Genomic DNA, 14942 nt, shown 5'->3' on the forward strand with positions numbered 1-14942 from the left:
TCTGCTGGTAAGGGGGGAGTAAAGTTTGGAATTCTTATTTTAATTCACTATAAAACAACCCAAATAGCCGTTATGTTTTTTCAGACAGGCATTCGCTTTATCCTTTGATTTGGATTTCTTACTTTTTAGCGGATTCAATTACTTCGATACCAAGCAGCAAGCCGCAGACAGTACCAGTAGTACGGAACCGATTCTGTTGCCGCTGGCGGCTTACAAAATCGTTCTCTTTGAGCTTTGGCGCAGCAGAGCCTTCGCGAAAGTTAAGTTAATCCGCTATAGGTTGTGTCATGAGAATGATTACGGCTTGGTGCTTGGTATCGAAGTAATGAAATCCGCAATATTAAAAAACACAATGCCTGTCTGAAAATAGTTTCAGACAGGCATTCTTCATACGGCAAACTGTTTTTATTTAAAACAACGAATCCAACTGGCTGCTTTCTTTATTGCCTCCGCCCTGTTGTGCAGGCTGCGGAGCGCGGTTAATCGGCTCTACCGGCACTTCTCCGGTGGCAGGCGTACTGGAATCATTATTGCCATTGCCGTTTGCCGAGGGTCTGCGGCGGGTATTATTGTTCAACGGGCTGTTTACCGGGCCGCTGGCGCGGTTATCCAAAGCCAATTTCGGATCGGTTACTTGCTGCTCTTTCAAGAAGTATTCGCCACCGCGGTTGACTACACCCGCAGGCACAGCCATCCCTTTGCTCGGCATGCCCTTTAAAGCGACCTTCATATAGTTCACCCATACAGGCAAAGCCACCGTACCGCCGAAAGCCGAACTACCCAAGCTCTTAGGTTTATCAAAACCCACATACACCGCAGTGACCACTTCAGGCGTAAAACCGACAAACCAAGCATCTTTAGCATCATTGGTGGTACCGGTTTTACCCGCTATATCCGAACGCCCCAAAGCACCGGCACCTGTAGCGGTACCACGGCGCACCACATCTTGCATCATTTTGTACATGATAAAAGCATTACGCGGATCGATGACTTGCGGTGCATTCTGCCCGGCCACCAAAGGCTGCATCTGCGCTTTCAAATTATTTTGGCTGTCGTAAATCTTATCGATTACATAACCGTTCACTTTATAGCCGCCGTTGGCAAACACCGCATAACCTTCGGCCATTTGCAAAGGCGTAGCCAAGCCGGTACCCAATGACATCGAATAACCTGCCGGGTGGTCAGCCGGATTAAACCCGAAACGCTGGATATATTGTTGCGCATAAGGAATACCGGTTGCCATCAACAAACGAATCGATACCATGTTTTTAGAATAAGTGAGCGCTTGACGCATGGTAATAAAACCACTGTATCGGCCGTCGGCATTTTTCGGCTCCCACGTTCTGCCATTAATACCCTGCCCGGGCAGCGAGATCGGAGCATCATTCACCACCGTAGCCGCCGTCATCCCTTTGGCTAACGCCGCCGAATAAATAAACGGTTTAAAAGTAGAACCCGGTTGCCGCTTGGCCTGTGTGGCGCGGTTAAAAGTTTTACTATGGAAGTCATAACCGCCCACCAAAGCGCGGATGGCTCCGGTTTTCGCCTCCAGCGATACCAATGCGCCTTGCAATAACGGCTCCTGTACCACAAACCAACCGGAATTCCCTTTTTGCAGACGAATTAGCGAACCACGGCGGATTTGGGCATCGCCCAAACTCTTATTATTCACTGCTCGAGCAGCAAAGCCCAATGCACGACTATTGAGCTTAACACGTTTGCCATCAGGCATTTGTACTTCCACGCCATTTTTCGTACTGGCCGAAACCACTACCGCCGGCACCATACCGTCTACCGTATAGAACTTCGATAAAAAGTTGCTGATATCTTCTTCTTCATTATCGGTTTTACCTAAATCCAAATAATCCTCGGCACCACGATAACTACTGCCACGATCCAAACCGCGCAAAGTACGGCGCAGCGCACTGTTGGCAGCTTTCTGATTTTCAGTATTCACCGTTGTGTATACCTTAAACCCTTGGCTATACGCATTTTCTCCATATTTTTCATACATCTGCTGGCGAACCATTTCCGCCACATAAAGCGCACTCTGATCAATCTGCTGAACATAACGCTCATAATGCAACTCTTCGGCCAAAGCTTGGTTGCGCTGCTGAGGCGTAATCATGTTTTCCTCAACCATATTGTTCAAGATATATTGCTGACGCAGTTTGGCACGCTCGGGATTTACAATCGGATTGAATGCAGAAGGCGCTTTGGGCAGACCGGCCAAAATCGAAGCCTCAGCAAGAGATAAGTCTTTAACATCCTTATTGAAATAAATGCGGGATGCCGCTGCAAAACCATAAGCACGCTGACCCAGATAAATCTGGTTGAAATACAGCTCTAGAATCTGATCCTTGGTTAGCGATTGCTCAATTTTATAAGCCAGCAATGCCTCATTAAATTTACGGGTAAACGTACGTTCATTAGTCAGATAAAAGTTCCTGGCTACCTGTTGGGTAATCGTACTGGCACCGGATTGTACGCCGCCTGTCAAATTACCAAGCGCCGCGCGTGCCACACCGATAACGTCTACACCCCAGTGATCGTAAAAACGCTTATCCTCGGCGGCAATAACCGCATCTTTCAATACTTTAGGAAAATCTTGGATTTCAGTGAATGCCCGACGTTCCTCACCAAACTGGCCGATAAGTTTGCCATCCGAAGAATAAATCGTCAGCGGCATCTTAGGCTGGTAATTTTGCACTGCATCCAACGACGGCAGTTTAGGATAGGTAACCAAAATTGCAATGGCTAGCAAACCCACTACAAACAACATTAAGCCTAGCAAGAGACCAAGCAAAGTAGTAATAATTTTTTTAATCATGACCAAGTAATAAATTTTGCCATTATCGGCAGTAAATAAAGTAAAATAGCTGCGTATTTAGAAACACCAAGTGTACCTCAGTGCGCGAAATATCTGAACAACTTACGGAAACCAATACAATTGCTTACTTTCACATTGGCAGGAAACTCACATTATGCGTTTATTAAAAAATCAAAATAATACAACAAACAAAGCTTCAATAAGCTTAGCTTCAAAGGGTGCAATAGGCGTCGATATCAGCCAAAACGCCATCAAAATGGTACAACTCTCGGGGCGTAGTTTAAACCAAATCCAGTTGGAAAAATACGTTATCACCCGACTGCCCAAAAATATTATCCGGGGTAATCAAATTCAAGATTACGACCAACTTGTTTCCTATTTACAACACACATATACCCAGCTCCACTCAGGCAATAAAAACATTGTTGCTGCATTGCCACAGAATTTGGTGACTCTTGAAACGATAGTTTATCCTAAAGATAGCGAAATCAGCTTGGAAGAGTTTGCCGAGAGCGAACTCAACCAACTGGGTTCTGTGGAGGAAATGAATTACGACTACCAAATTATGGGAACTTCTATCGTGCCTGCCGGACAGCAAATCCTTCTGGTTGCAGCACGCAAAGAAGATCTTGAACCGCGCTTGGAAGTTTTTGAGAGTGCCGATTTGCCTCCGGCCTATATGGATGTAGACCTGTTCGCCAAGGCCAATGCCTTCAATTATTGGATTAACCAACACGCCCCCGAATTGGAAGACGAGAAAATCGCAGTCATCGAAATCGGCGACAGCCAGATGCAGGCAATCGTGACCCAAAACGGCCAAATCCTTTACAAACAAGAAACTGCTGTCAGCAACGACCAACTCATTCAACTCATTCAACGTACTTACCAAGTATCAGAGGATCAAGCAGAAGCGATGAAAAATACGCAGAATAAACCTGCCGACTATCAATCGCAAATTGCTGACCGCTTCAATATTCAGGTAGCACAAGAAGTACAAAGGGTATTGCAGTTTTACTATACAACACAACCGAGTGACCAGTTCTCAAGCGTGCGCCATGTTTTCTTAACCGGCAGCGCTTCACAGCAAATCGGGTTGGCAGAAACCGTTTTCTCACAAACAAACACCGCTTCTCAGTGTGTCAACCCTATAACATACACCGATAATGGCAATTCGGTTGATTTATCACAATTACAGCAAGATGCGGCATCATTGACTATCGCTTTTGGATTAGCATTAAGGGGCTTATAACATGATCGAATTAATTAAGATCAACCTATTACCATACCGGGAACAAATCGAGCAACGCAAAAAACAACGTTTCAACATGCTTATGCTAGCCGCCGCCGCCACAGGCATAGGCTTGGCAGCATTAACTTATATGGGTATCCAAACAGCTATTGGCAAGCAGGAAGAGCGCAATAACTTTCTGAAAACAGCCATTGCCGAACAAGAAAAAAAATTGATACAGATTTCGCAACTGCAGGAAGAAAAGCGCAGCTTCTTGGAGCGTAAACAAAAAATCGAAGAATTGCAGCACAAACGTTTCCAAGCTGCTTATATTATCGATACTTTGAACGTACTGATTCCCGAAGGCACTTATTTGACTTCTATCCGAGCAGAAAACAATCAGACCTACATCTTAGACGGCAAAGCAACCAGCGATAACAAAATCGCCATGTTTATGCGTTCGATACCAAGTACGGGTCTTTTTATGCAACCTGAACTTTTAAGCATCAAAAAAACCGATAGCTCGCAGGAATTCTCGTTAAAAGTATTGCTCAATCAAAACAATATACCTAAAACAACAAACGAGGGAAAATAATAATGGCTACTAAAACATTGAAAAACGTCGACTTGCAAACCTTACACCAATTGGATAATCCTTCCAAGCTGGCCATCGCTGCATTTATTGTTATCGGCATTATGGGGTTAGGTTACTTCGCATTATTTCGTTCTCAACTGGAGGAGCTAGATGTTCAGAAAGAAGCGGAGGTCAAGCTTAAAGAAAGCTATGCCGAAAAAAGTATTCAGGCTGCCAGCCTTAACAACCTGAAAGCCGAGTTGGCCGCCATCCGTACTTCATTCGACGTACTATTAAAACAGTTGCCTACTGATGCGGAAATTCCCAACCTGATTCAGGAACTCCACCAGGCTGCTGCTAACAATGGTATGCGCACCAACAGCGTCACCCCGCAAGCGCCCTCGAACGACGGTCCTATTCAAGTATTACCTTATAGTATTTCTATTACCGGTAAATATGACCAAATCAGCCAATTTACACGCGATGTAGGTGCCCTTTCACGTATTATCGCTCTAGAATCCATCGGTTTAACCAAAGATGAAAAAACTGACACTCTGACGCTTACCTCTACTGCCAGCACTTATAAAACACGCCCGGCAGAAGAGGTTGCAAAAGAGCACGCTGCAGCAAATCCAGAAGGCGCACCGGCCGCCGAACAAAAAACAGATGCCGCAGGCACTTCTCCACAATAACGGAATCGGAAAGCAGAATAATGAATCGCTCAATCTTACTCCTATCCAGCCTATCAGTCTTGGCTGCATGCAGTGCTCAGCATGAAGACCTACGTGAATGGATGCAAAAAACCGATCAGGATGCCAAACAACATATCCAGCCGTTTGAGCAACCGACAGTTAACCCTATGGTGACTTATATTCCACCCAAAACTTCCGGTATGAACGCTTTCAATGCCAAACGCCTCAATGTGGGTTTATCCGGCGCTAATGCCCCGAACACCAACCGCCCCAAAGAAGTCTTGGAAAACTTCAGCCTAGAAAATCTGAAGTATGTTGGTTCATTTAAAAAAGGCAACCAGATTTCCGCATTTATTGAAGCCGACGGACATGTTTATACCGTAAAACCAGGTAATTACGCAGGCCAGAACTTCGGTCGCATCACCTCTATTCAAGCAGATAAAATCATTCTGACCGAGGTGTTCGAAGATACTTACGGTAACTGGCAGCTACGCAATGCCGAATTACCTTTAAATAACACACAAGACCAAAACAACAGCTCAAACAATTCCAGTAATTAAGGGGTAACGAATAATGAAACCTATCACCATCAAAACTTTATCAGCCATCGGTTTAGGCTTGGCTATCCAGACGGCTTTTGCAGGAAATATTACCGATATCAATGTTTCCACTTTGCCGGACAATCAGAAAATCATTAAGATCAAATTCGATCGTGACGTCATTGCACCAACCGGTTTTAATGCAGGCTCTCCTTCTCGCATCGCTCTGGACTTTCCGGGCACAGGAGTGGCTCTTGGCCAGTCGGTTTTAGAATATGCAGACCCTTTGTTAAATCAGATCAGTGCAGCCGAAGATAAAGGAAAAACCCGTGTATTGCTGAATTTGAGCAAGGCCGGTCAATATAAGACAGAAATTAAAAATCAGGAAGTTTGGGTTTATGTCAACGAAGCAGCGGCTCCCGCTGCTGCAGTCGTGAGCTCTTCTCCGGTAGCACGCGCCCAACAGGAACAAATCGGCAATACCGCCAATATCGATTTTAGAAAAGGCTCCGGCAATGCAGGTGTGGTTGAGCTCAATACGGGCAACTTTACCGGCGAACCGGAAATCAAACGCCAAAATGACCGCATTGTGGTTACATTGAAGAACTATCCTATCCAAATTCAATCCCAACGTAACTTGGATGTATCGGACTTCAATACACCTGTTCGCACCATCACCATGAAACGTTTGGGCAACGCAACCCAAATTGTTATTAAAAACAATGGCAATTGGGATTTACGCCAACAAGCTGCAAACGGCCGCCTCACCTTTGAAGTCACTCCCAAAATCAGCCAAGAGAGTGCCGGTTTGGAGAAAAAGAGTAAAAACTTCAGTGGTAAACGTGTTTCTTTCGACTTCCAAGATGTAGAAGTGCGGACTATTCTGCAGATTCTGGCCAAAGAGTCCGGCATAAACATCGTAGCCAGCGACAGCGTAAATGGCAAAATGACATTGACTCTGAAAGATGTGCCGTGGGATCAGGCACTTGATTTGGTATTGGATGCCCGCAATCTGGATATGCGTCGTACCGGTAACATCATCAACGTTGCCCCGCGTGACGAATTGCTGGCAAAAGACAAAGCCACGTTACAAGCTCAAAACGAGATTAACGACTTGGGACCGCTGTATTCCCAAACCTTCCAATTAAAATACAAAAATGTTGAAGAGTTTCGCAAAATCCTGAACCTCGAGGACAATAATTCCAGCTCTAATGAGAACTCCATTCTGAGCAAACGCGGTAGCGCTTTAATGGATCCGGCAACCAATACACTGATTATTACTGATACCTCCATGGTTATCCGTAAATTCCAGAAGTTGATTGAGGAATTGGATGTTCCGACCCGTCAAGTAATGGTAGAAGCACGTATTGTAGAAGCAACCGATTCATTTGCCCGCGATTTGGGCGTGAAATTCGGCTATCAGGGTGTGAACGGCAGTAACAGCTGGGGTTCTGATTTCGCCAATGCCGTGAACAACTCGGGCACTGCGGTTAGTAACGCTTATAGTGCATACAATAATGCAGTAAGTGGATCCAATACTTTGGTTACACCTACCCCGTTCACCTTTAACCCCAACGTTAGCCTGCCGGTATCCAGTGCTACTTCTACTTTGGCTTTGGTCCATTCGTTTGCTTCAGGCGCTTTAGGCTTGGAATTGTCCGCCTCACAAGCTCAAGGTAAATCGAAAATTATCTCCAGCCCGCGCATTCTGACGCAAGACCGTAAAGAAGCGGTTATCGAATCCGGTAAAGAAATTCCTTACCAAGAAGCATCTTCCAGCGGTGCTACATCGACCAGCTTCAAAAAAGCAGTATTGGGTTTGAAAGTAACACCGAATATTACACCTGACGGCCAGATCATTATGGACATTCAAGTCAATAAAGACAGCGTAGATGCCTCTTGCGGCGCAAGCGAACCTTGTATTTCTACCAAAAACCTGAAAACCATGGCCATGGTGGAAGACGGCGGCACACTGATTCTGGGCGGCATTTATGAAGAAGAAAACAGCGATACCGTGAACAAAGTACCGTTCTTGGGAGATATTCCGGTTGTCGGCAATCTGTTCAAATCTCGCTCGCGTAGCGATAGCCGTAACGAACTTTTGATCTTTATTACTCCGCGTATTATGGATCATCAAGGCAGCAACTTGCGTTACTAATCCATTCCTAGCAACATCCTACGCCGGCAGCATATTTGCTTCCGGCGTTTATTATTAGCCATTCAACTAACATAGCAAGCCAATTAAATACCCATCTGGTTATATAGCAGATTTAATTATATTTCGATACGAAACAGCAAGGTGCAGCAACGCCGTAGCGAAAGTTTAAGTTAATCCGCTCTATACTCATCCGATTATGGTACTTTTTCAGACAGGCTAAGAGCGTTTCGTCGAATAGCTTTTTCTCATTCAAAATCTCGCAGCATTCCTCCCTCTCGTGACTTTTTTTTAAAACTTCTTTTCAACAATAGCTCTAAATCAATATTTTTAATTAATTTTATGAATTTTTAAAGCATTTTATTTTAAATATATCTCACAGAATATCTCGAAAAAATCACATCGAAAGCTAGCAATTCAGCAAATTTCAGTTACAATCAGCCCCTATGGAAAAGATACATGACAATATTTTTCTAATCGGCCTGATGGGCGCCGGAAAAACCACCCTTGGCAAGAAACTGGCACAGGATTTACAGTGCCAATTTTATGATAGTGATCATGTCATTATGGATCGCACGGGTGTATCCATTCCCACCATTTTCGAATTAGAAGGCGAAGAAGGGTTCCGCAACCGCGAAAGTGCAGTAATTGACGAGCTTACACAGGAAAAACCGATTATTTTAGCTACCGGTGGCGGGGCAGTATTGCGCCCTGAAAACCGCCGTTACTTACATGAACGCGGTGTAGTGTTTTATCTGAGCGCCTCCCCTGATGTATTATTAGCACGTACCCGCAGCGATAAAAGCCGCCCTCTTTTGCAAGTCGCCGATCCTTATGTCAAATTACAGGAGCTTTTGGAAAAGCGTGACGCACTTTATCGGGAAACGGCTCATTTCGTCATCGATGCCGGAGAAGACGGCTGCCACAAAACAGCAGAAAAAATTTTAGACATTCTAAAAAAACAGCAAGCATTATGCGCCAACTAACCGTTAATACCCCCTCTCACCACTATCCCATCTTTATCGGCCGTCACCTAATCGATCAGGCGGCCGAGCTGCTCAAGCCCTATCTCAAACATTCGGCCGTTATCATTACCAACGATACCGTCGCCAAGTTATATCTCAACCAATTACAACAGCAGCTTGACCAGTTGGGTACACGGCACTTCACCATCGTGTTACCCGACGGCGAAGCACACAAAGACTGGCACTCTCTCAATCAAATTTTTGATGGTTTGATGGAGCAACGTGCAGAACGCAAAACTGCGCTGCTTGCGCTGGGCGGTGGCGTGATTGGTGATATGGTTGGCTTTGCCGCCGCTTGCTACCAACGCGGGGTACCCTTTATTCAGATTCCCACCACCTTGCTCAGTCAGGTAGATTCATCGGTCGGCGGAAAAACCGCAATCAACCATCCGCTGGGAAAAAACATGATAGGCGCGTTCTACCAGCCCGAAATCGTGTTAGCTGACCTTTCCAGCTTATCTACCCTGCCTCCACGCGAATTCTCTGCTGGCATGGCCGAAGTTATTAAATATGGTTTGTTGGGCGATGCTGAATTTATTGCTTGGCTGGAGGAGCAAATGCCCTTGCTAATGCGCCAAGATGAAAGCGTATTGGCACAAGCAGTCGAACATTGTTGCCGCATGAAGGCAGAGATTGTCGAGAGTGACGAAAAAGAACAAGGCATCCGCGCTTGGCTCAATCTTGGCCATACTTTCGGCCATGCCATCGAAGCCGAGATGGGATACGGTGTGTGGTTGCACGGTGAAGCCGTGGCCGCAGGCATGGTATTGGCCTGCCGTTTATCCGAACAACTGGGGCAACTCGAAACAGCAGACACCGATCGTGTTATCCGCCTGCTGCAACAAGCCAACCTACCTACCGAGCCTCCCCGTTTTTCTTTCGAGCGCTGGATGACACATATGCAGCATGACAAAAAAGTCAGCAGCGGCGTGATGCAATTTATTACATTGGAGTATTTAGGCCGCGCCCAAATTACTTCGGTTAATAACCCCGAATTGTTGCGAGCTGCATTGGCGCCTTACCTTGACTAAATAACACTTTCAGACAGGCATACAAAATATCCGCTTGTCTCACCAGGGTCTGTTGACAGTTGTCGCAACGACAGTGTTTTTGGTTAAAAACCGCTTCACTGGCCAATTGTCAACAGACCCTATTTGTATTACAAAAATCTAAATATTCCAAAAAGCCCGACTTGTTTTACAAACCGGGCTTTTCATTTATCTTCATTTCACTTATATTAAAAAGCTTATCAAAAAGACGGAATGCCGAAAAAGCCGACATATTCAGATTAAGCGTGCTTACATATTTTCGAGAAAGTGATCCACGATAACAGAAAACTTTATATCCGGCGGTTACGCTGTTACAGGAAACACAATTTATACAAAGCTAAAATAATTTCACCTCCAGCCATTGTTTTTTTATTTTGATTCCATATGCCGCCAAAGCGGCGCAGGAGTGATTCGAATGCCTCACCCGCTGTCCCACCTATTCCATCCTCAACACATCGCCATTATCGGCGCCAGTGAGCAACCGGATAGCTTTGGCGAACGCATTTTTTCCATGCTCCATTCCACAGAATTACAGGCTAAAATAACCCCGCTAAACCTGCATCACCGCAATATAGGCGGCCTGCCAGCCTTCCCTTCGCTCAGCAAACTGCCCGAGGCCGCCGACTTGGCCGTGATCACCACCCCTCCCGCCACTTACGACAGCCTGTTTAAAGCCTGTCTGAAACAACAAATCCGCCACATCGTTTTATTGCAAAACTGGTCGGCATTTGATGAGGACACGCTCGCCGTCGTTGAGAAATCATTAGCCAAAGCCCGCAAACAAAAATTATCGGTTGCCGTTTGCGATCCCGCCGGCCTCCACTCACCCGCGTATGGACTGCACATCAACCTCTACCGCCACCGCCCGCACCCAGGCAACATCGCATTGCTATCCTACGGCCACAGCCTGCCCAATTTATTCAATCGCTGGCAGTTCGGTATCAGCAAACAAATCACCTTAAACGAAACCCTGCAAGACCTATCAGCGGCAGAGTTCATCGACTATCTGCGAGAAGACAAAACCACCGGCTTAATGGTCGTTCAATTCCCCGGCGGCCAAACAGATACCCGCTTCTTCAGCGCATTACGCCAAGCCGCCCTCAAATTCCCGTTGATTTTGCATGCCCCCCAATGCCTGTCTGAAATACAAGCAGCCGCCTTGCAACAATGGTGTGTACAACACGGCCTGATATTGAGCCGCAGCCCGGCTGAACTGAATGCAGCCGTGCGCGCAGCCCAATCCCAACTGCCGGCCATAGACCGCCTGCTACTCAGTGGCAACAGTGAAGCCGGATGGCTGGCCGAAACGCATACCAGCATTCCCCCTGCCGGCCGAGTCAACGAAGCTTATTTGCCCGATAACCTTGGCACCCTGCCATTCTGCAAACATATTCACCAGCTGCTCGACACACCAGAAAACGATGCCGTGCTCGTTCTGATTGAGCCGACGATTTACCAAAACGAAGGCGAAATTCATCATCACTTAAGCCGTCTACAGCAGCAACATGCCAAGCCCTTACTCATCGTCTCCCCATTTTCAGACAGGCATTTGCTGCAATTTCCAACCGTCGAGGAAGCTTTATCATTTTGCCGCGCATTACAACTTGCACAATACACCAAAAACGAGTCCCTACGCCTACCTACTGAAAGCAGCCGTCCGCAAGGCTTGGCCAAACCAGATATCTTAAAAAAACTGATCGGCCAACCGCAAAAAACGCTGCAAGACATTGGCTTCCCCTTGTCAGAAAGCCCGGCAGTTGATGCCGCATCACTATCTTTACAAGCCGACGACTCCTTCGGCATGCTATTACACCTGAAAAATGCCGCCGCGAACGAAGTATTCCTGCCCCCGTTTAGCGGCTTAACCACCGAAAAAGCGGCCCGCCTGCTCAACCTACCCGCCGATCACGCGAATCTAAAAAACCTGATCGGCATCGCCAACCAAATACTGGAGCTCAATTTACCCCTGCAACGCTGGAGCGTATATTACGACGCTGCCGAGCAACGTTGGTTTAGCCGGGAAATCAGTTTTCGTGAACACGCATTGCAACCCTATACGCTATCCGCGCTCCCCCCCAAACAAGTGATGCAAACACTGAGCTTAAAAAATGGCGAAGATTACCGAATCCGTACCATCTTGCCGGACGATGCCGCCGCACTACAGCGTTTCGTGCGCAAACTCTCAGCCGCCAGCCGAAAAACCCGTTTCATGAGCCCCTTACGCGAGTTACCACCGTCTATGTTGGCGCGTTTCTGCCGCATCGATTACGCCCGCGAATGCGGCATCGTAGCCGAAGCTGCCGATGGTCGCATCGTAGCTCATGCCCAACACAGCAGCGAACGTGCCGGCGAACATGCCGAATTCGCCATCATGGTAGACGATGCCCTGCAAGGCCAAGGACTGGCCCGCATCCTGATGGAAACCCTAATAGATCAAGCACGCCGGCAAGGTTATCAAACTTTGTCAGGAGAAATCCTGCGCGACAATCCGGCCATGATAAAACTGGCGAAAAAACTCGGTTTTACCGTCAAAAACTCACCTCAAGATAGCACACTATATGTCGCAAACCTACCGCTTACCCAGCCGCAAAACAGCATAAAAATGAAACTGACACAACAAATACTTGCGCCGAAAAGCTAAATTACCTTAAAATAAGCGGTTTTCCATATATCCGATTTTTCAAAGGAATTTTGAACATGGTAGTTATCCGTTTAGCCCGCGGCGGCTCTAAAAAACGCCCTTTTTACAATGTAGTCGTAACCGACAGCCGCAACCGCCGCGACGGCCGCTTCATTGAGCGCGTAGGTTTTTACAACCCCGTAGCCAATGAGAAACAAGAACGCGTACGCCTGAATGCCGAGCGTCTGAACCACTGGATCGACCAAGGCGCGCAATTGAGCGAAGCCGTTGCCAAACTGGTTAAAGAACAAAAAGTTGCCGCTTAATCCGGCCTGACTGACGCCCATGTCTGATACAAAATGGGTAGCCATGGGCTACATCAAAGGCGCTTTCGGCATCAAAGGCTGGGTAAAAGTAGCTGCCAGCACCGAATATGCCGACAGCCTGCTTGATTATGCCGATTGGCGACTGGTTAAAGACAATAAAACGCTTATCGTTTCCCCGTCCGAAGGCCAGTTGCACAACGGTGAATTGCAAGTAAAACTTACCGGCATAGACGACCGTGATAAAGCACACGCTTTGCGCGGCTATACCATAGAAGTTTCTCGCGATCAATTCGCCGACACTGAAGAAGACGAATATTACTGGGCAGATTTAATCGGCATGAGTGTCACTAACCGCCAAGAAGAGGTTCTAGGCAAGGTTAGTAAACTGATGGAAACCGGTGCCCACGATGTATTGGTGGTAGACGGCCAGTACGGACAAAAACTGATTCCCTTTGTGGCACAGTTTATCGACCGCGTAGATGTTGAAAACCGTACGATTACGGTTGACTGGGGCAGTGATTACTGATGAAAATCCAAGCCGTTACCCTGTTTCCCGAAATGTTCGACAGCATTACCGAATACGGCGTTACCGGTCGGGCAAGAAAACAGGGATTATGGCAGTTTGACGCAGTCAACCCACGCCGCTTTGCCGACAATAAACTCGGCTATATTGACGACCGGCCTTTCGGCGGCGGCCCCGGCATGATTATGATGGCCCCCCCACTAGCAGCTGCCATCGACAGTGCCCGCCGAGCACAAGTTGGCCAAAACGGCAGAGTGATTTATCTCAGCCCCCAAGGAGCACCGCTTACACACGATAAGGTTTTTGAGCTCGCACAACTGAGTGATTTGATCTTATTATGCGGCCGCTACGAAGGCATAGACGAACGGTTGCTCACCAACAGCATTAATGAAGAAATCGGTATCGGAGATTTTGTGGTTTCCGGCGGAGAATTGCCGGCGATGATGCTGATGGATGCCGTATTAAGATTGGTACCCGGCGTATTGGGAGATCAGCAATCAGCCGAACAAGATTCTTTTGCCAACGGCTTGCTCGATTGTCCGCATTATACCCGGCCATTAGAATTTCAAGGCCTGCCGGTTCCCGAAGTCTTACGCTCGGGTAACCACGGCCTGATTGCCGAGTGGCGACTAAAACAGTCGCTGCAACGCACTTTAGCGCGCCGGCCGGATTTACTGGCCAAGCGCGATTTAATCCCACAGGAAGCCCGCCTCTTACAAGAAATCCGTGAAGAGCAACAGGCCATCCAATCATAATTAGGAAATGAAATAATGAATCTGATTCAACAATTAGAGCAAGAAGAAATCGCTCGCTTGAACAAAGAAATCCCCGATTTTGCACCGGGTGACACCGTGGTAATCTGGGCTCGTGTAATTGAAGGCAGCCGCACCCGTTTGCAAGCTTATGAAGGCGTTGTAATTGCCCGTAAAAACCGCGGCCTGAACAGCAACGTGATTGTTCGCAAAATCTCTAACGGCGAAGGCGTAGAGCGTACTTTCGCCATCTACTCACCCCGCGTAGAGAAAATCGAAGTGAAACGCCGCGGTGATGTGCGCCGCGCCAAATTGTACTACTTGCGCGGCCTGACCGGTAAGGCAGCCCGTATTAAAGAGAAACTGCCGGCTCGCAAAGGCTAATCGCCGCCTAAAAATGATGATCATAATACCCGCCGATTACTCTTCGGCGGGTATTATATTTACAGGATTAATCTAGGGTTTGTCGACAATTAACGCAACGGCAGTGTTTTTGGTCAAAAATCCCCGTCGGCGGCGTTAAAAATGCTCGCAAGGTGTTCAACCTTGCTGTGCTTTTTGCCTTGCATACGCTGTTTTTGCCTCTTGAATTGTCAAACCAAGCGCAACGTTTTTCGAAACAGCACCTC

The 14942-nt window shown here is 47.1% G+C and carries 13 protein-coding genes; 12 read left to right on the forward strand and 1 reads right to left on the reverse strand.

The features are described from left to right. Window positions 1–409: 409 nt before the first annotated feature. Window positions 410–2830 (reverse strand): penicillin-binding protein 1A, encoded by a 2421-nt coding sequence (locus Q4C79_RS11510; protein WP_303091162.1) that lies wholly within the window; start codon window positions 2828–2830, stop codon window positions 410–412. A 154-nt stretch (window positions 2831–2984) separates the two neighbouring features. Between Q4C79_RS11510 and pilM the strand changes: the two genes are divergently transcribed. The 12 genes from pilM (at window position 2985) to rplS (ending at window position 14697) form a co-directional block, all read left to right on the forward strand. Continuing rightward, the gene (pilM, locus tag Q4C79_RS11515; RefSeq protein WP_303091163.1) at window positions 2985–4079 is read left to right on the forward strand and encodes a type IV pilus assembly protein PilM; all 1095 of its coding nucleotides are present in this window, start codon (window positions 2985–2987) and stop codon (window positions 4077–4079) included. A 1-nt stretch (window position 4080) separates the two neighbouring features. Further along, window positions 4081–4653, forward strand: a complete 573-nt coding sequence (locus Q4C79_RS11520; protein ID WP_303091164.1) for a PilN domain-containing protein — start codon at window positions 4081–4083, stop codon at window positions 4651–4653. A gap of 2 nt (window positions 4654–4655) precedes the next feature. Further along, window positions 4656–5324, forward strand: coding sequence for a type 4a pilus biogenesis protein PilO (locus tag Q4C79_RS11525; protein WP_303091165.1), 669 nt, complete (start codon window positions 4656–4658; stop codon window positions 5322–5324). A gap of 20 nt (window positions 5325–5344) precedes the next feature. After that, window positions 5345–5884 carry a pilus assembly protein PilP gene (locus Q4C79_RS11530; RefSeq protein WP_303091166.1) on the forward strand — a complete coding sequence of 180 codons (540 nt, stop codon included), beginning with the start codon at window positions 5345–5347 and terminating at the stop codon, window positions 5882–5884. A 13-nt stretch (window positions 5885–5897) separates the two neighbouring features. Beyond that, window positions 5898–8021, forward strand: a complete 2124-nt coding sequence (gene pilQ, locus Q4C79_RS11535) for a type IV pilus secretin PilQ (RefSeq protein ID WP_303091167.1) — start codon at window positions 5898–5900, stop codon at window positions 8019–8021. A 443-nt stretch (window positions 8022–8464) separates the two neighbouring features. After that, window positions 8465–9004, forward strand: a complete 540-nt coding sequence (locus tag Q4C79_RS11540) for a shikimate kinase (protein ID WP_303091168.1) — start codon at window positions 8465–8467, stop codon at window positions 9002–9004. Beyond that, window positions 8992–10074, forward strand: a complete 1083-nt coding sequence (aroB, locus tag Q4C79_RS11545; protein WP_303091169.1) for a 3-dehydroquinate synthase — start codon at window positions 8992–8994, stop codon at window positions 10072–10074. Before Q4C79_RS11540 ends, aroB begins: the two co-directional genes overlap by 13 nt. 433 nt (window positions 10075–10507) lie before the next feature. After that, the gene (locus tag Q4C79_RS11550; RefSeq protein ID WP_303091170.1) at window positions 10508–12733 is read left to right on the forward strand and encodes a GNAT family N-acetyltransferase; all 2226 of its coding nucleotides are present in this window, start codon (window positions 10508–10510) and stop codon (window positions 12731–12733) included. A 56-nt stretch (window positions 12734–12789) separates the two neighbouring features. Next, complete coding sequence (gene rpsP / locus Q4C79_RS11555; protein ID WP_303091171.1) at window positions 12790–13038, forward strand: 30S ribosomal protein S16; 249 nt, start codon at window positions 12790–12792, stop codon at window positions 13036–13038. Window positions 13039–13057: 19 nt separating this feature from the next. Beyond that, window positions 13058–13564, forward strand: coding sequence for a ribosome maturation factor RimM (gene rimM, locus Q4C79_RS11560; RefSeq protein WP_303091172.1), 507 nt, complete (start codon window positions 13058–13060; stop codon window positions 13562–13564). Next, window positions 13564–14316 (forward strand): tRNA (guanosine(37)-N1)-methyltransferase TrmD, encoded by a 753-nt coding sequence (gene trmD, locus Q4C79_RS11565; protein WP_303091173.1) that lies wholly within the window; start codon window positions 13564–13566, stop codon window positions 14314–14316. Before rimM ends, trmD begins: the two co-directional genes overlap by 1 nt. Window positions 14317–14331: 15 nt before the next feature. Further along, entirely contained in the window at window positions 14332–14697 is a 366-nt protein-coding gene (gene rplS / locus Q4C79_RS11570; RefSeq protein WP_303091174.1) for a 50S ribosomal protein L19, read from the forward strand. Window positions 14698–14942 lie beyond the last annotated feature (245 nt).

Origin of the sequence: Neisseria sp. (genome assembly GCF_030523955.1) — a bacterium.
GTDB lineage: Bacteria > Pseudomonadota > Gammaproteobacteria > Burkholderiales > Neisseriaceae > Neisseria.

What these genes read in the sequence shown, in the direction of transcription:
- Q4C79_RS11510 (WP_303091162.1), bottom strand. Translation starts at nt 2,830, where the DNA reads ATGATTAAAAAAATTATTACTACTTTGCTTGGTCTCTTGCTAGGCTTA.
- Q4C79_RS11550 (WP_303091170.1), top strand. Translation starts at nt 10,508, where the DNA reads ATGCCTCACCCGCTGTCCCACCTATTCCATCCTCAACACATCGCCATT.
- pilQ (WP_303091167.1), top strand. Translation starts at nt 5,898, where the DNA reads ATGAAACCTATCACCATCAAAACTTTATCAGCCATCGGTTTAGGCTTG.
- pilM (WP_303091163.1), top strand. Translation starts at nt 2,985, where the DNA reads ATGCGTTTATTAAAAAATCAAAATAATACAACAAACAAAGCTTCAATA.
- Q4C79_RS11520 (WP_303091164.1), top strand. Translation starts at nt 4,081, where the DNA reads ATGATCGAATTAATTAAGATCAACCTATTACCATACCGGGAACAAATC.
- aroB (WP_303091169.1), top strand. Translation starts at nt 8,992, where the DNA reads ATGCGCCAACTAACCGTTAATACCCCCTCTCACCACTATCCCATCTTT.
- rpsP (WP_303091171.1), top strand. Translation starts at nt 12,790, where the DNA reads ATGGTAGTTATCCGTTTAGCCCGCGGCGGCTCTAAAAAACGCCCTTTT.
- rimM (WP_303091172.1), top strand. Translation starts at nt 13,058, where the DNA reads ATGTCTGATACAAAATGGGTAGCCATGGGCTACATCAAAGGCGCTTTC.
- rplS (WP_303091174.1), top strand. Translation starts at nt 14,332, where the DNA reads ATGAATCTGATTCAACAATTAGAGCAAGAAGAAATCGCTCGCTTGAAC.
- trmD (WP_303091173.1), top strand. Translation starts at nt 13,564, where the DNA reads ATGAAAATCCAAGCCGTTACCCTGTTTCCCGAAATGTTCGACAGCATT.
- Q4C79_RS11530 (WP_303091166.1), top strand. Translation starts at nt 5,345, where the DNA reads ATGAATCGCTCAATCTTACTCCTATCCAGCCTATCAGTCTTGGCTGCA.
- Q4C79_RS11540 (WP_303091168.1), top strand. Translation starts at nt 8,465, where the DNA reads ATGGAAAAGATACATGACAATATTTTTCTAATCGGCCTGATGGGCGCC.
- Q4C79_RS11525 (WP_303091165.1), top strand. Translation starts at nt 4,656, where the DNA reads ATGGCTACTAAAACATTGAAAAACGTCGACTTGCAAACCTTACACCAA.